Source organism: Pseudomonas sp. TE9122 (assembly GCF_056278925.1).
The window spans coordinates 1662352-1676936 of the sequence record NZ_JBWBQI010000001.1 but is presented as its reverse complement, the minus strand read 5'-3'; the positions used below and the strand labels follow the sequence as shown (position 1 = coordinate 1676936).

The window sequence follows — 14585 nt, the reverse complement described above, 5'->3', positions numbered from 1 at the left end:
ACGCTCACAGCGAAGCTCCGATATTGAATTCGGCCAGACGGGCAAGGCCCTTCGGGGTAACGAGAGGATCGAAAGCGGCGCGTTCCACGCCGGTTTCTGGGTTAGGTTTCAGCGCAGTCACCTTGTGGACCATGCAACCTGATGTGATACGTGGCTGGTAAGCAGTCCAGCGTCCCGAGCCTTGGCGGCGAAAGATCCACCGGTTCTGCTCCATCCACGCGAACAGCTTCGAAGGCTGGATCTGAAGATGTTTTGCGGCGTCGGTGATGCAGATCGCACCGCTGGCAGCTGCAAGGCGATTGATTGCCGCAACCTTCGGCGCCTGATCGAGAATGACCAGTCGGAGTGTCTGGTTGTCCTTCGCCTGATCAGCTGCTGCTTGCAACGCCTCGGCATAGGTGGCCGGAATCTGGAACTGGCCGGCCTGGGCTTCCAGCGCTTGCCAGCGGTCGATAATGCGAGCGCGCAGCTCAACGCTGTAGCCGGATACAACAACCAGAGTGTCACGCTGAGACAGCAGGAACTCGCGATAGACCTGACCGTTCTGTGGATGGATATAGGGGGTGTCGTTTGAAGAAACGACACCCCTTGCAACCAGCGAGCGGATGGTTTTCAGCACGTTGTCGTGAGAGCTACCGATAACCTCGGCGATCTCACGCGATGACATGTGTCGCGACACGTTTTGCGAGTTACTGAAATGTGTCGCGACACTGGGGGTGTTGCCGGGGGTGATATTCGTGTTCATAATGGCCCCTCAAGTGTTGTGCGTTTTAAAGAAGCCGGTCTAGCCACCGGCTTTTTTGCGTCTGTCATTTATGTACTGGATGAATCAACAGCTAAACGCGGAGTGCTGCCGTTGCCCATCGATGAGCTGATAATTGGCTCGACAGTTAGGCAGCCTGGTCCGGAAGAGTCGGCCTCAAATCACGAGCCCGAATTTTTCCTCCTGTAACGATCTCCGCGCGCAGTGCGACTTCAGCGGAGCAGCCGTGAAGGCCTCTGACCCAGCCGCTTACTGACCCTTGTTTAACGTTCAGGGCGGCAGCGGTCGCCGACTGCGAACCGAAATGCTCTACGAGCTTTTTGAAATTGGTGTTCATCAATGTTCCGCCCAGATAAAGGGATGCCTTTATATTAGGGAAAGGAATACCTTTTTGCAACTCTAAAGGCTGGCCTATAAATTGTCGGGCATGGAACTCAAAGACAGATTGAAACGCGCACGCAAGAACGCTGGCCTTACCCAGGTCGAATTGGCGGAGCGCGCAGGCATCAAACAAGCCTCCGTATCGGAGATCGAGCGCGGTCTTACTCGGACATCAGGGCACCTGATCAAGCTTGCCCAGATCTGTGGGGTTGACCCTGTCTGGCTTGCAGATGGGACCGGCACGCCAGAAGGCAACCGCCCTCCTCACGCCAGCATTGCGCCTTCGACTATCGAATCAAACGCGGTACTACTCGGCCCATTGGATGTGTGGGACGATGACACACCGCTGGATGACGACGAGGTGTACGTGCCGTTTCTCAAGGAAGTAGAGCTGTCCGCAGGCGCGGGAATCACTGCCGTTGAACAGTCTCCAAAACAGAAGCTCAGATTTGGCAAAGCAACATTGCGTCGACAAGGTGTACAGCCATCAGATGCCGTTTGCGTGAGCGTATCCGGAAATAGCATGGAGCCTGTGCTTCCGCACGGGAGCACGGTAGGTGTCGACAGGGGCTGCACAAATATTACTGACGGCAAAATGTACGCGTTAGATCATGGCGGCCAACTAAGGGTGAAGACTCTATATCGGTTAGCTGGCGGGGGAATCCGCATGCGGAGCTTCAACCGTGATGAGCATCCGGATGAAGAGTACACAATTCAAGAGATGCTTCAGAAAGAGATCGTGGTCTTAGGCAAAGTCTTTTGGTCTTCAGCACTTTGGTAAGGCGACACCCACAGAACCATCCACATGGAAGATGATTATGAAGAAGATCGCAGGCCTCCTGCTTCTCCTGGCCGCCAGCAACATGGCAAGCGCTGAAACAAAGACCGTCACGGTCAGCGATTTTCAAAAGGGATTCATCGAGACTGTGCAGGATTACTCCGCGCAGTACGAGGCGGCACCTAACGACTTGAAGAAATCGACAGTTGCAAGGAAGCGCCTTGACGCACTGTCAAAGCTTAAAGGTGACCCGAGAAAAATCAGTGGCTGGTACGGCACGATCGAAAAGTTGGGCACCAACGGCGATGGCGACGCCTTTATAACAATCAAGCTCCTTGTGGACAACATCACATTCAGCACGTGGAACAACAGCTTGTCAGACTCAGGATCTAACACGCTCATAAAGAACGGCACACCTCTCTACGATCAGATTTCAGAGATGGCTGAGGGCAACGTTGTCATGTTCTCAGGGGCTATCGGCAAGCCGAAGAACATGACAGAGCGAGGGAAAATGACTGCTCCTGACTTCTTGTTCAAATTTTCAAAAGTTGAAAAGGTCGGCGATTCCACAACCCAATAGGTCGTCCATCACAGACGAAAGCCCAGCTTAAGCTGGGCTTTTTTTTGCGCGCCAAAGCGATGATTCCGCGGGCCTCAACTTTTTTCATCTCTAAAATTAAATAATAAAGGCATACCTGTTGACGCAGAATAAAGGCTGCCCTATATTTTGCCCATCGCCGGATAACACCCGGCCAGATGGAAAGGCAGCGATGAGCCGGCCTCAACGGTTCAGATGGGTGGCCACTACCCAAGGCGCGCAGCGTAAAGCGATCAAAAAAAGTGTTCTGGTGGGCTGAGCCGCGACCAGGTGAACAATTTGAATGAGCCCGTACCGCGCCAGCAGCGCCGAAGGGACACGGACATTTTCACTGATGCACCTGGTTGGCCGGGTGCATTGGGAAAACAACCGGGAGTCACAACGATGGAATCCGAAATCGTCAACGGCGCATGGAAGGGTCACCTCGGACGCGGACTGGCACCGCGAGAACTTCAGTTCCTGCTGTCGGTAGCCCTCGGCCTGACCGCGAAGGAAATCGCTCGGGAAGCTGGCATCTCACCCGCCACCGTCGCGAAACGCCTCACCAACGCAATGTTCAAGCTTGGCGTTACGCGGCGGGCGGCGCTGGTCGCCGAAGCAATGCGGCGCCAGATCATATCGCCGATGTGCTTCGTCTTGGCAACGCTGATGACGGTGAACGCCGTGAGCAACACCCAGTCAGTCGAACCGGCCCGCCGTGATCGCCGGCCACCAAGCGTTCGAATGGCCCAGACACGAATCACACGCCGCGCCGAAACACTTGAGCGCGCGGCATAACCACTGAAGGAAAAACCATGATCGAACTCGGACAAAAGGCAGAAGACAAAATCACCGGCTTCTACGGAACGATCACCGCCCGCGCGCAATACCTCACCGGATGTGACCAGTACTGCCTGGCTCCGCCAATCCGGAAGGATGCCAACGAGGTGATGAAGTCCGAGTGGTTCGATGAAGGGCGAATCAAGATTCTCGGTCCCGGCGTAAGCGCTGCTGAAGTAGCTGGACCGATTAATGGCGGACCTCAGCGGGATATGCCGACGCGCCGATGACCAAGTTCCTCGCCGAAGCACGAGCGCTGCGGCGAGGGTGCTGCCTTACTTCTCAGCTTCCAATTTTTCGATTCTGCCAAGAAGCACTGTTACAACGTTGCAGAGAGAGAAGATTGCCGTAGCAGCATCCTTCACATCTTTTGAGTCGCCATGCAGGGCGAGCTTGTTTGCAACCGCTCTTGCTGTGTCGATCGATTCTACTGTACCGCTTCGCTCCTGACTCATACACATCCTCTGTGATGCTCAATTTAGGAGTGTCAAGAGTAGCACTCTGCGAACGGCGAGCGCCCGCCAAGATGCCAACGGCGCGCACTGGAGGATAACCATCATGAAATAGATGAACGTTTCACATTGGGTAGCGAAGAAAGCCTGCATATTCGCTCGAGAATCCATGAGCAGGCAGCGGACATCTGGGCCGTCGGTGTCACCGCGCACTGGCCGAGCAATCGGTAGGCCACCCCAAGCTCAAGGTCACCGCTGATGATTGAAACCCAGGCTGTCGCCAGTAGCGAGCCTGGGAGGCTGTCACGTAGGGAGGTCTTCGTGGCACCACCGAAAGCCCGGGGCGACTCGGGCTTTTTTACGCCCGCCTTTATCCGTCACCACTCTCCCCTGCGCCCAACGGCAACGAGCAGGCGGCACAGAGTGCTGACGAATACACGCAACCCACACCGAGGCATCTGCCATGCATCCATCATTTCAAGAGCGCATCGACGAACTCGGTGTGCTGCTCCAGAAAACCCACGCCGCGCGGCTTGAGTTCTTCAAACGCGTTGACCAGGTCATGCCGCCAAAGAAGGTCCGCTTCCAAGTGTCCGGCGAAAGCGGTGGGATGTATCGGGTCATTGACCTGCGCAGCGGCAAGACTCGCGCCTTCCGTGAAACCTTCAAGGCGGCGTATGACATCGCAATGCAATTCGAAGAGAAGGCCAACCGGCCGGCGGGAGGTGTGCAGTGATCGGTGTTCCACTTCCTGATCCGCGCGACGAGGTAACCGCAAAGATCAACCGGGCGCTGGAGGACTTCTTCGGCGCTGGAAAACACGCCCAACAGATCCCGGCCGGCGTCAGCGCTGAAGTGCCAATGTTCGGTGCCACGCCCCACAGCAAGAAGCTGCGTGCACTGCGCGACAAAGACGCGCCGAAGGTCAAGGCTCAGGCCGAAGCCGGCAAGACCGCATCCATGGCCGCGATCGCGCTCGACATGCGCATCAGCCGCGTGAAGCTGATCGCCCAGGAGAACGGCATTACGTTCGCCGAAAAATGAAGCGCATCAGCAAACAGGTGCAGCAGCGCCGCAAACAGACCTGGCTGGACTTGCCGGCCAGCGGAATTGAAGAGGTAGGCCATGGCCGAGGAAAAGGAACTGACGGAGGAAGCCAAGAAGCAGCGCAGGAAGCGCGAGAAGGCAGCAGCAAAGGACGCTGCATTGGGCGTCGAGAAGTTTACGGTTGAGGTGGCCGGCGTGTTCAAGCCAGACCTCAAGCGGGTCATGGCAGCGCATGGCATCAACAACCAGCGGGAGGTTTACCAGCTGCTGCTGATGAACCTGATCGCCGCCGACTTCGATACCCAAGCCCAAATGCTCAAGTGTGTCACGACACCTTATGAGATATCAGAAAAGGTGTCGCGCTCGTTTTATGAGGAGAGCATGGCTGAACTGGCTGGCGACCATGGCGATGAGGTCATCCCGCCTCTTATACAGCGCTAAGCAAGACTGTTAGCCGCATCGGATATAAAACGCTTCAATCTCTCTTCCGATAGCTTGTCTGCGGTGGTGTCGTACATTTCAATTTGGGTCGCCGGCAAGATCCGCGCGCCAATAGTGGGCTGTTGTTTGCCTCGGAAACCGGCTTCCGAATGCGCGTCAACTGTAAACGTGGTCACATTCAAACCAGCGTGTTCAACCATACTTCTGAAATACATTAGGGCTGGCACAACATGGTTAAACCAGTCTTCCGAAGGGTTATCACTACCAAGCGCAGGGTATCTCCAAGCTGATCCGCCAGTATTTTCCCAGCCAAGCCTCTCAAACGCTGCGTAAATCCTGTTGCGGTCGTTAGAGTCGGTGACAGACGCGTTCTCAATATCGAATGTGATCGTAATTGGCATTTTCGCTCCTTGATCCGGCTCCATGCCGGTCATCCGTAATACCCCAACCCAAACCAAATTGCCACCACCGGTCACGGAGGGCGGCGCCTGACTGGAGATAACTCATGACCATCACCGCACCGGTCATCCGCTACCACGGTGCCAAGTTCCGGCTTGCGCCGTGGGTGCTGCAACATTTTCCACCGCACACCTGCTACGTCGAATCGTTTGGCGGCGCGGCCGGCGTGCTGATGCAAAAACCTCGATCGTATGCTGAGGTCTACAACGACCTGGACGGCGACATCGTCAACCTGTTCCGCGTCTTGCAGGATCCGGTTACGCGATCGGGACTCACCGAGCGCTTGGTCTTCACGCCCTACTCCCGCGAGGAGTTCGAACTTTCGTGGGAGCCGAGTGCCGAGCCAGTCGAGCGAGCCAGGCGCACAATCATCCGCGCCCAGATGGGGTTCGGGTCGGCCGGCGCAACGAAGGGCGTTTCGGGGTTCCGCATCGACACGAAGCGTCAATACGGCACAGCCCAATCACTTTGGGCAACCTACCCTGAGCAGTTGGCAGAAGTTGGCCTGCGCCTGAGCGGTGTGCTGATTGAGAACCGTCCGGCGATCGAGGTGATCAGGGCGCACGACGGGTCGCAGACATTGCACTACGTCGACCCGCCCTACGTGCATGACACCCGATACAAAGGCGCATCGAGCGGCCGTTACTATAAGCACGAAATGGACGATGCGGCGCACCGCGAACTGCTTGGCGTTTTGCTCGAGCTGGAAGGAATGGTCGTGCTTTCGGGATACCCGAGCGACCTGTATGAAGAAATGCTGCCGGGCTGGGCGTGCTACAGCACCTCGGCGCGGATCAGCGCCAGCCGCGGCACTGCAAGTCGAACAGAGTGCGTCTGGCTGAGCACGGCATGTGTCGATCGGGTGAGTCAGATCGGCTTGGATCTTGGCGAACGAGCTTAGCTTACCTAGCTTCGCACAATGCGCCCGACTTCAAATAGGCATCATTTTATACTCATGCTGATGCCATGAGGTTTCCATGATCGCTTCCATAAATTCATTGAAACCGTACTCGAACTCAAGCGACATTCCTCGAGCAGACGAATCGCCTTCGATGTATGAAAACTTCGTAATCGCGCTCAACACCATACCCATAACAGGTAGTGCTCGCTTCAAGTTCTCTGGCGAAATACCGGATGGAACATGGCCGCCAAGGTATATCTGAAGCTTGTCAGATTCTAGAAACGTGTAATGCATGTGCCCTGAAAGGGACGCGAAATCGCCGAGCCAAGTCGATACCTCCCGCCTGCTTGGTTGAATTGGTTTGCATGCGAGATCGGCGAGACGTTTAAAAGCCTTCTGCCATGAAACAAGTTCGGGATCGCCGACCTCGCTGAATCCCAGCGATGGATTTCGGTTGTCTGGGAAGATCGTGTCGTACAGTTCGTATCTGCGATAAAACTCAATATTGAGCGAAGACTCGACCCCGTCCAGCCACTCGTTAAATGACTCAAAATGCATCCTGTATGTTTGGCGTCGTATTGAGATGGAGGCGTCAAAAGACTGCTTCTGAGCAGCGCTTGCTGCGCTCCATGCTGCGAAGGCGGCGAAGGCCGTTGCGACAGCAGAAATGATCGCGAACAGGTCAACGATTTTGAAGCTTTCAGCTTTCTCTCCCGAGAAGCCATAAGCGAACAAGGCGCCAGTCAGAAAAAGACCAACACACCCACCCCATACCACCTTGTCCTTGATCACGACCGCATCCTCCGAGTTGAGTCGCGATTATGCCGAACTGCAGAGCCTACCGGGAAACAACCCACCACCCTCCACCGCCCGGGCATGCCCCGGCATAGGACGCGTATGCCTACCAAAGACAGTCTCGATCCACAATCCACCCGTCTCGGCACCATGGTTCACACCATCGCCAACGAGTTGGTAAACCATTACGGCAAGAAGCTTGATCGCGAAGCGATTGACGAAATCACGCGAAACCTCGCTTGCGAGATGTGTCAGGGGCCTACCGCATGGGCATTCAGCGGTAGAAGTCAGCCAGGTGAGCTAGTCGTAACGCTCCAGTCCAGCCGCGCCAGCCGCTTGTACCTGGCCGGGCCGATGACTGGCTTCGAAGACTTCAACTTCCCCGCCTTCAACAAGATGGCCGCCGAGCTGCGCGCCCGGGGCTACGTCGTCGAGAACCCGGCAGAGCACGGCGTCGTCGACGGTGCGGACTGGGCCGACTACATGGCCTACGACCTGACCCGCCTCGGACTTTGCGGCCAGGTCGCGGTGCTGCCCGGCTGGGAGAACTCGAAAGGCGCCCGGCTCGAAGTGCACATTGCCCGCGAGCTCGGCATGAAGGTTGTGAATGCCCATGATCTGGTATCGATGGAGATTGCAGGATGAGCCGATTCAACTTTTGTGATTGCCCGGCTGGGTTTTCAGCTGCGCCAGAACGTCATGCCCCTGATTGCCCTGGTCGGTTGGGCGCGGGCAAAGCGCCAACTCCCGTGCCGGCCACGCTTCCAGCTTCGCAAGCGGCGGACAGTGGCGTCGACTTCGGGATCGACGGGCGCTCGGTGCGCGTTTCGCAGGAGGCTTACTCGATCTTTCTGGCGCGTGAAGCGGCGGGCCGGGAAAAGATCGAGTCCCTGCAGCAGCGCCTGAACGCAGCGGATCAGCGGATTGATGAGCTGACCCAAGAGCGCGAAAGCCTGATTGCCTACGGTCGCAATAATGGCCTCCATGAGGCATCCACTGTGTGCAGCCGCATGGCGTACGACACCTATTACCCGGCCGGCTCTCGCTTCAAACACTTCGCGCCAAAGGCGCTGGAGCAGCAAGGCAATTTGCTCATCAAGGCGGCCAACGCAATCGCTGCTCTGCCTGATGGGCCAATCGAACGTCACCGGGCTCGCCAGCAGAAGAAAGCGGAAAAGTCCGCCACTGCCCGATAGGAGTACATCCGTACTCCACCCTCCACATTACTCCCTCCCCCTTCAAAGTCAGCCGCTATTTCGAGGACGCTGACTTAGGACTCGCACTTCCAGCAGCAGCCAACTGACGAGCTCGGCTTACGCCCCAAGCCATAGCTCTGGTCATTGATTCACCCGGACTTGGGTTAACGGTTTCTTCATGCAACGCCATGCCACCGGAAGCATAAACACCGATGAACATTTGAGTTTCGCCGGTACGAGATAGCCTGACCTGCACGTCGATGTGAGTTCCATTACTGAGAGTTTCATCATGTGTTCGGTTGTGGATCTCGGGATCTGCCCAAGCCCAGAAAATGTCGCCGCGAAGCCTCATACCGCCCTCCTGCCTGTTCCTTGATAGGGGCTTAAAACTCCTCCAAAGATAGACCTGATCGAACGAAGCGCAACGGCGCCGAAGCGGTTACGGACGGCTGGTTTCAATACCTCTACAGCTCCAATTCCCTTGTACATATTTTAGCCGCTATAGCGGCAAGGACGAAGTCATGCCCAAGCATAAGCCAGAGCTGGCCCGGATCTACAACCTGTTCGGCCTCAGCTCCAACCACGAACTGTCGACGCTGTTGGTCAACATCGAAAACACCAAACACTTCTCCGACCTTCTCCAGGCTGTCGAGCGTGAGTTCTTCATGGTGCCGGGCGAACCGTCAGGAGAGCCAGAAGACGAAGGCGCGCCGGTTGATGACGAGTGCCTGCTTAATCGCTGGGGATCGAAGCCAGCCGAATATCTCGAACAGTTCAGGGCGGCCCTACCGATCGCTGCGGCGAACTCGATTCCAGACTATGAAGCTCCGGCAACTGGCGAGAAGTGGTCGCTCACCGGCGAGAACGGTTCGTGGGATTACGACAGCCTGACCGACTTGCTCAAAGACAACTACGGCCATGACAGCTGCGGCGACGGGCACCCGGCCAGCTTCAGGCCCGGCCTATACGAGGGCGATACGGTCTATCGCGGCACCGAGTGTAAAGACGACCCGGCGAGCTTTCTGCCAGACCAAGACGATTTGCTCGAACACATGTGCGACCGCGCCTACGAAAGCGACGCCGGCGAGTGGGTCGACAATTACCCAACGCTCGACGCCGCCGCGAAGGCTGACTTGGTGCAGGCGATGCGGCCGCTCATGGCATGGGCGCGGAAGCACTGCCAACCTGAATTCTTCACCATCAAGGACGTCATCCCCCACACCGTCACCGTCGAGGACGTAAGGAAGGCTGCCCCATGGTGACCAAGTGCTTACTCGGCTGCACCCTCTTCTTCTGGCTTCCATTGGTACTGACCATAAAGGCGGTGATCGGATGAAAAACAAAATCAAAGCTGCATTGTCAGCAGCTCGGCAATCCGCGAAGCGCGAAGCCGGAATATTCGTCGTAATGATGATATTCAGCCTGATGGTCGCGGTCGTTGCGGTGCCAATTATCCTTTTGCTGAATCTCCTACCTGACTGGGCGTGGCTTGCCGTCTTCGGGGTGTTCGTAGTCTGGTTGATTTTCGGGGAAACAATCTCCGCCAGCGTTCGAGCTTATCGAGGAGAGCAGCCATGATCTTCGCCCCGCTCTACATGGCCTACCTAATCTACAAGGGGCCGTGGCGATGACAGAACAACACCGCATTCTGGTCGGCGACTGCATCGACATGATGCGGACCCTGCCGGATAAGTCAGTTCACACCTGCGTTACCAGCCCGCCTTACTTCGGCCTGCGCGATTACGGCGTAGACGGGCAGATCGGCCTGGAGGAAACCCCGGGCGAGTTCATTGCCCGACTGGTCGAAGTGTTCCGCGAAGTGCGTCGAGTACTCCGCGACGACGGTACGGCCTGGGTGAATATGGGCGACAGCTATGCCAGCAACGCCGGCGGCTATGACGAAACCGGCTCTCGCGGCACGACGTCTTGCCCTTCAATTGGCAAGGGAACAATGGCGGCCGTGGTGAAGAATCGGCGCCGAACTCCCGCCACCGGCCTCAAGCCGAAAGATCTGATGGGCATGCCGTGGCGAATGGCCTTCGCGCTGCAGGACGATGGCTGGTATCTGCGTCAGGACATCATCTGGCACAAGCCGAACCCGATGCCGGAGTCGACGCGCGATCGTTGCACCAAAGCCCACGAATACATCTTCCTGCTCAGCAAGTCCCGCCGGTACCACTGCGACATGGAGGCGATACGCGAGCCGGCGATTTATGGCGCCACGCCAACCGGCGTCGGTTTCGGTCACGGGTTCGACGCAGTGACGAAGCCGCGGGCAACGGTGCCGACCGGCTGGGATACCTCAACTGGCGCCGGTGGCCACGGAGCTTTTCACAAGGAAGGTGCGGAGCGAGCACGGCGCGATAGTTTCAAGCGAGAGGATTCGAAGCGAGAGCAGGTGATCCCGGGGCAGAACAAAGGCACGCACCGACCAGACCGAAAGGAAAGCACTTGGGACACGGCAACGAGGAACAAGCGCAGCGTGTGGACTGTGGCGACCCATAGCTTCAAGGACGCCCACTTCGCCACCTTCCCGCCCGACCTGATCCGGCCATGCGTTTTGGCCGGGGCTCCCCGCGGTGGTGTGGTGCTTGACCCATTCGGCGGCGCCGGTACCACAGCGGTGGTCGCCATGCAGGAGGGCCGCAAGTCGATTCTCTGCGAACTCAACCCAGACTATGCCGCCATGGCTGAACGCCGGATCTCGGCTGCCTGGCTCGACGGTGCGGCGCAGATGGACGTGTTTCACGATTCAGCGCCAGCCGCGTAACCCATCACCACCTTCTGCCGCCACGCGCGGCATGGAGCATCACAATGGCAAAAATTCTGGCCCAGATCACGGTCAAGTTGCCGCGCCTTATGGAGGCAGGCGAATACAGAAAGCTCCGCTACGTCGGCGGCAAGCCGAGTTTGCAGCAGTTGAAAAAATGGATTGAGGAAGGCGAAGTGGTAGGAGAAGTAAAAGGCGGGATGTATTTCGTGGATGTGCAGGCGGCCGTGATGGGGTCAGATGATCCCCTGCTGGCCAAGATGTTGGAGATAGGCTGATGGCTGCCCGGCCGCGCACGCTCAAAAACAGGAAGCTACCGCCAAATCTTTACCCGAACGGTAAATATTTTCGGTACCGGAACCCCATTACCGGCTTGATGACCAGCATCAACCGCCCACTTGAGGAAGCAATCAAGCTCGCGCACGCAGCAAACCTCAAGGTCGCGGCGCTGGTCGTCGATGACGGGGCGCTGCTCACCCTGCTGACCGGCGACCGGTTGCCAACGGTGAGCAACCTGCTGCAGCGGTTCAATGACGAATGGCTGGTGGACAAGGGTTATGCGGCGCGGACACTGGAAGAGATCAAATTCAAGCTCGAGCGGTACCGGCAAGATCTCGGCGATCGCCTGATCGGGCAGATGGACGTGCTGGCCATGGCTGAATACCTGGACCAGTTCAGCAACAACGCCTACACAAAGCATCGCGGGCTGTGGGTGCAGATCTTCGCTTTCGCCGTGGCCAAGGGGTTGGCCGAGCGCAATTGCGCCGAGCTGACGCTGGTCAAGAAGGAAGCCGAGAAGAAGCGCCAGCGGCACACGCTGGAAGGACTACAGACGATCATCGGCGCGGCGACCACGCCGCCCTGGCTGAAGCGGGCAATCCGCCTAGCACTGGCCAGCCTCCAGCGCCGCGAAGATATCGTGACCTGGCTGAAGTCGGCGGTCGACATGGACAAGAACACGCTGACCGTGTCGCCGGGCAAGACGCAGGGCTACGACAATCCCGTTCACCTGAAGATCACCATGGGCGCCGCGCTGCGTGAAGTCGTCGGCGAGTGCCTGCGATCGCCGTTGGTGTCGCCTTATCTGATCCACTACAAACCGAAGGCGCGGCGCCGTGAACAAATCGACGCGAAGGACCACTGGACCTCGGTAACGCCGGATTATCTGACCAAGGAGTTCAGCAAGGCCCGCGACGCCGCGCACGCCTATGACCACGTGCCGGCCGGTGAGCGCCCCACTTTTCACGAGATCCGCGCTTTAGGTGCATGGCTGTACGAGCAGCAAAACTTCCCACAGGAATACATCCAGGCGCTGCTGGGCCACGCGGATGAGAAGATGACGAAGCACTACCAGGAGGGACACGGCGACAAGACGATCGACTATGTTGAGGTGAGCGCCGAACTGGCGTTCTGAGGTGGGGGTTTTGCAAAAGTTTTGCAAAAGTTTTGCAAATCGCAGACAACAAAAAAGGGCCCACCTTTCGGTGAGCCCTTCTAGACCGCCCAGCAGAGCGGATTTTGTTTGGTAGGCGCGATTGGACTCGAACCAACGACCCCCACCATGTCAAGGTGGTGCTCTAACCAACTGAGCTACGTGCCTGCTGTGAGGCGGCATTCTACGGAATTCCGGAGGGGTGTCAACACCTTTTTTTCACCTAACCCTATGAATATGCAAAATATTTAATTTCGCCTCAGCGACGAAGATTTTCCGGTGGCTGGCGGAGGTTTTTCAACTCGGGTAGGATCGACGCACTCGTAAAATATATTAAACAGAGGCGGCAGGATGGCGAACACCCAATACCCAGAGTCTTATTACGCTGCGTCGGCCAATGCCGTACCACCACGCCCTGTGCTGCAGGATGATGTGGAGACGGACGTCTGTGTGATCGGCGCCGGGTATACCGGGCTGTCGTCCGCTCTGTTTCTGCTGGAGCACGGATTTCGTGTAACCGTGCTGGAAGCGGCCAAGGTCGGTTTCGGCGCTTCGGGGCGTAACGGCGGGCAGATCGTTAATAGTTATAGCCGCGACATTGACGTCATCGAACGCACCGTCGGCCCCAAGCAGGCGCAATTGCTCGGCGAAATGGCCTTTGAAGGCGGCCGGATCATTCGCGAGCGCGTGGCCAGATACAACATCCAGTGCGACCTGAAAGACGGTGGTGTATTCGCCGCCCTTTCCGCCAAACAAATGGGCCACCTTGAATCGCAGAAACGGTTGTGGGAACGCTTTGGTCACACTCAGCTGGAACTGATGGACCAACGCCGCATCCGTGAAGTGGTGGGTTGCGATCAATACGTCGGTGGCATGCTCGATATGAGCGGCGGCCACATCCATCCGCTGAATCTGGCACTCGGTGAAGCGGCGGCAGTCGAGTCTCTCGGCGGCACCATCTATGAGCAATCACCTGCCGTGCGCATCGAGCGCGGGGCCAATCCGGTTGTGCATACACCGCAAGGCAAGGTCAGGGCCAGGTTCATCATCGTCGCCGGCAACGCCTATCTTGGTAATCTGGTGCCCGAACTGGCGGCCAAATCGATGCCGTGCGGCACTCAGGTGATCACCACCGAGCCCTTGGGTGATGAGCTGGCGAAAGCATTGCTGCCGCAGGATTACTGCGTGGAGGATTGCAACTATCTACTCGACTACTATCGCCTGACCGCCGACAAACGCCTGATCTTCGGCGGCGGTGTAGTCTATGGCGCTCGCGATCCGGCGAACATCGAAGCGATCATTCGCCCGAAGATGCTCAAAGCTTTCCCGCAACTCAAGGACGTGAAGATCGACTACGCCTGGACCGGCAACTTCCTGCTGACCCTTTCGCGCTTACCGCAGGTCGGGCGCCTGGGCGACAACATCTATTACTCGCAGGGCTGCAGCGGCCACGGCGTCACCTACACGCACCTGGCTGGCAAAGTCCTCGCCGAAGCGTTGCGCGGTCAGGCCGAGCGCTTCGATGCCTTTGCCGACCTGCCCCACTACCCCTTCCCCGGCGGGCAATTGCTGCGCACACCGTTTGCCGCGCTGGGGGCCTGGTATTACGGGCTGCGCGATAAGTACGGTCTATAAACACCATTGTGGCGAGGGATTTATCCCCGTAGGGGGTGCGAAGCGCCCCCTCTTGAGCAGGAGGGGACTGCTGCGCAGTCCAACCGGGGATAAATCCCCTCGCCACAGTAGATTCAGC

22 protein-coding genes and 1 tRNA gene are annotated in these 14585 nt (G+C 57.6%); 16 read left to right on the top strand and 7 right to left on the bottom strand.

Going from position 1 to position 14585, the window contains the following annotated elements:
• Positions 1 to 4: 4 nt before the first annotated feature.
• Both ACZ9BE_RS07435 and ACZ9BE_RS07430 read right to left on the bottom strand, forming a co-directional pair.
• Positions 5 to 667: a phage antirepressor KilAC domain-containing protein gene (locus tag ACZ9BE_RS07435; RefSeq protein WP_476250126.1), complete on the bottom strand. Its 663-nt coding sequence runs from the start codon at positions 665 to 667 to the stop codon at positions 5 to 7.
• A gap of 223 nt (positions 668 to 890) precedes the next feature.
• Positions 891 to 1100, bottom strand: a complete 210-nt coding sequence (locus ACZ9BE_RS07430; protein ID WP_476249142.1) for a Cro/CI family transcriptional regulator — start codon at positions 1098 to 1100, stop codon at positions 891 to 893.
• Positions 1101 to 1190: 90 nt separating this feature from the next.
• Between ACZ9BE_RS07430 and ACZ9BE_RS07425 the strand changes: the two genes are divergently transcribed.
• From ACZ9BE_RS07425 to ACZ9BE_RS07410, 4 genes are all read left to right on the top strand, one after another.
• Positions 1191 to 1925: an XRE family transcriptional regulator gene (locus tag ACZ9BE_RS07425; protein ID WP_476249141.1), complete on the top strand. Its 735-nt coding sequence runs from the start codon at positions 1191 to 1193 to the stop codon at positions 1923 to 1925.
• A gap of 37 nt (positions 1926 to 1962) precedes the next feature.
• Complete coding sequence (locus tag ACZ9BE_RS07420; RefSeq protein WP_476249140.1) at positions 1963 to 2502, top strand: hypothetical protein; 540 nt, start codon at positions 1963 to 1965, stop codon at positions 2500 to 2502.
• Positions 2503 to 2904: 402 nt separating this feature from the next.
• Positions 2905 to 3297, top strand: a complete 393-nt coding sequence (locus ACZ9BE_RS07415; protein WP_476249139.1) for a response regulator transcription factor — start codon at positions 2905 to 2907, stop codon at positions 3295 to 3297.
• A gap of 17 nt (positions 3298 to 3314) precedes the next feature.
• The gene (locus tag ACZ9BE_RS07410) at positions 3315 to 3569 is read left to right on the top strand and encodes a hypothetical protein (RefSeq protein WP_476249138.1); all 255 of its coding nucleotides are present in this window, start codon (positions 3315 to 3317) and stop codon (positions 3567 to 3569) included.
• Positions 3570 to 3614: 45 nt separating this feature from the next.
• Here the strand turns inward: ACZ9BE_RS07410 and ACZ9BE_RS07405 are convergent, their stop codons facing one another.
• A complete protein-coding gene (locus tag ACZ9BE_RS07405; RefSeq protein WP_476249137.1) occupies positions 3615 to 3794 on the bottom strand; it encodes a hypothetical protein in 180 nt (59 codons plus the stop codon).
• A gap of 460 nt (positions 3795 to 4254) precedes the next feature.
• Here ACZ9BE_RS07405 and ACZ9BE_RS07400 point away from each other — a divergent pair, with 460 nt between their 5' ends.
• The 3 genes from ACZ9BE_RS07400 (at position 4255) to ACZ9BE_RS07390 (ending at position 5279) form a co-directional block, all read left to right on the top strand.
• Complete coding sequence (locus ACZ9BE_RS07400; RefSeq protein WP_476249136.1) at positions 4255 to 4527, top strand: hypothetical protein; 273 nt, start codon at positions 4255 to 4257, stop codon at positions 4525 to 4527.
• Positions 4524 to 4835, top strand: a complete 312-nt coding sequence (locus ACZ9BE_RS07395; protein WP_476249135.1) for a hypothetical protein — start codon at positions 4524 to 4526, stop codon at positions 4833 to 4835. Before ACZ9BE_RS07400 ends, ACZ9BE_RS07395 begins: the two co-directional genes overlap by 4 nt.
• A gap of 81 nt (positions 4836 to 4916) precedes the next feature.
• On the top strand, positions 4917 to 5279 hold the full coding sequence (locus tag ACZ9BE_RS07390) for a hypothetical protein (RefSeq protein ID WP_476249134.1): 363 nt from the start codon (positions 4917 to 4919) through the stop codon (positions 5277 to 5279).
• Here ACZ9BE_RS07390 and ACZ9BE_RS07385 read toward each other — a convergent pair.
• On the bottom strand, positions 5276 to 5680 hold the full coding sequence (locus tag ACZ9BE_RS07385; RefSeq protein WP_476249133.1) for a hypothetical protein: 405 nt from the start codon (positions 5678 to 5680) through the stop codon (positions 5276 to 5278). The genes ACZ9BE_RS07390 and ACZ9BE_RS07385 overlap by 4 nt on opposite strands.
• A 104-nt stretch (positions 5681 to 5784) precedes the next feature.
• On the opposite strand from ACZ9BE_RS07385, the gene ACZ9BE_RS07380 reads away from it, so the two are divergent.
• Entirely contained in the window at positions 5785 to 6639 is an 855-nt protein-coding gene (locus tag ACZ9BE_RS07380; protein WP_476249132.1) for a DNA adenine methylase, read from the top strand.
• Positions 6640 to 6669: 30 nt separating this feature from the next.
• On the opposite strand, the gene ACZ9BE_RS07375 is transcribed toward ACZ9BE_RS07380, so the two are convergent.
• Positions 6670 to 7431, bottom strand: a complete 762-nt coding sequence (locus ACZ9BE_RS07375; RefSeq protein WP_476249131.1) for a hypothetical protein — start codon at positions 7429 to 7431, stop codon at positions 6670 to 6672.
• 105 nt (positions 7432 to 7536) lie between these two features.
• On the opposite strand from ACZ9BE_RS07375, the gene ACZ9BE_RS07370 reads away from it, so the two are divergent.
• On the top strand, positions 7537 to 8079 hold the full coding sequence (locus tag ACZ9BE_RS07370) for a DUF4406 domain-containing protein (RefSeq protein WP_476249130.1): 543 nt from the start codon (positions 7537 to 7539) through the stop codon (positions 8077 to 8079).
• Positions 8080 to 8183: 104 nt separating this feature from the next.
• On the top strand, positions 8184 to 8630 hold the full coding sequence (locus tag ACZ9BE_RS07365; RefSeq protein WP_476249129.1) for a hypothetical protein: 447 nt from the start codon (positions 8184 to 8186) through the stop codon (positions 8628 to 8630).
• A 55-nt stretch (positions 8631 to 8685) separates the two neighbouring features.
• Here ACZ9BE_RS07365 and ACZ9BE_RS07360 read toward each other — a convergent pair whose 3' ends face one another.
• Entirely contained in the window at positions 8686 to 8982 is a 297-nt protein-coding gene (locus ACZ9BE_RS07360) for a hypothetical protein (protein WP_083386928.1), read from the bottom strand.
• Between the two features lie 169 nt (positions 8983 to 9151).
• Here ACZ9BE_RS07360 and ACZ9BE_RS07355 point away from each other — a divergent pair, with 169 nt between their 5' ends.
• The 5 genes from ACZ9BE_RS07355 (at position 9152) to ACZ9BE_RS07335 (ending at position 12814) form a co-directional block, all read left to right on the top strand.
• Positions 9152 to 9892, top strand: a complete 741-nt coding sequence (locus ACZ9BE_RS07355; protein ID WP_476249128.1) for a hypothetical protein — start codon at positions 9152 to 9154, stop codon at positions 9890 to 9892.
• 70 nt (positions 9893 to 9962) lie between these two features.
• Positions 9963 to 10208 carry a hypothetical protein gene (locus ACZ9BE_RS07350; RefSeq protein WP_476249127.1) on the top strand — a complete coding sequence of 82 codons (246 nt, stop codon included), beginning with the start codon at positions 9963 to 9965 and terminating at the stop codon, positions 10206 to 10208.
• Positions 10209 to 10257: 49 nt separating this feature from the next.
• On the top strand, positions 10258 to 11400 hold the full coding sequence (locus tag ACZ9BE_RS07345) for a DNA-methyltransferase (RefSeq protein WP_476249126.1): 1143 nt from the start codon (positions 10258 to 10260) through the stop codon (positions 11398 to 11400).
• A 44-nt stretch (positions 11401 to 11444) separates the two neighbouring features.
• Complete coding sequence (locus tag ACZ9BE_RS07340; RefSeq protein ID WP_016773953.1) at positions 11445 to 11678, top strand: hypothetical protein; 234 nt, start codon at positions 11445 to 11447, stop codon at positions 11676 to 11678.
• Positions 11678 to 12814 (top strand): tyrosine-type recombinase/integrase, encoded by a 1137-nt coding sequence (locus ACZ9BE_RS07335; protein WP_071171664.1) that lies wholly within the window; start codon positions 11678 to 11680, stop codon positions 12812 to 12814. Before ACZ9BE_RS07340 ends, ACZ9BE_RS07335 begins: the two co-directional genes overlap by 1 nt.
• Positions 12815 to 12923: 109 nt before the next feature.
• Here ACZ9BE_RS07335 and ACZ9BE_RS07330 read toward each other — a convergent pair.
• A tRNA-Val gene (locus ACZ9BE_RS07330) sits at positions 12924 to 13000 on the bottom strand.
• Positions 13001 to 13183: 183 nt separating this feature from the next.
• On the opposite strand from ACZ9BE_RS07330, the gene ACZ9BE_RS07325 reads away from it, so the two are divergent.
• Positions 13184 to 14467, top strand: coding sequence for an NAD(P)/FAD-dependent oxidoreductase (locus ACZ9BE_RS07325; RefSeq protein WP_122706904.1), 1284 nt, complete (start codon positions 13184 to 13186; stop codon positions 14465 to 14467).
• Positions 14468 to 14585 lie beyond the last annotated feature (118 nt).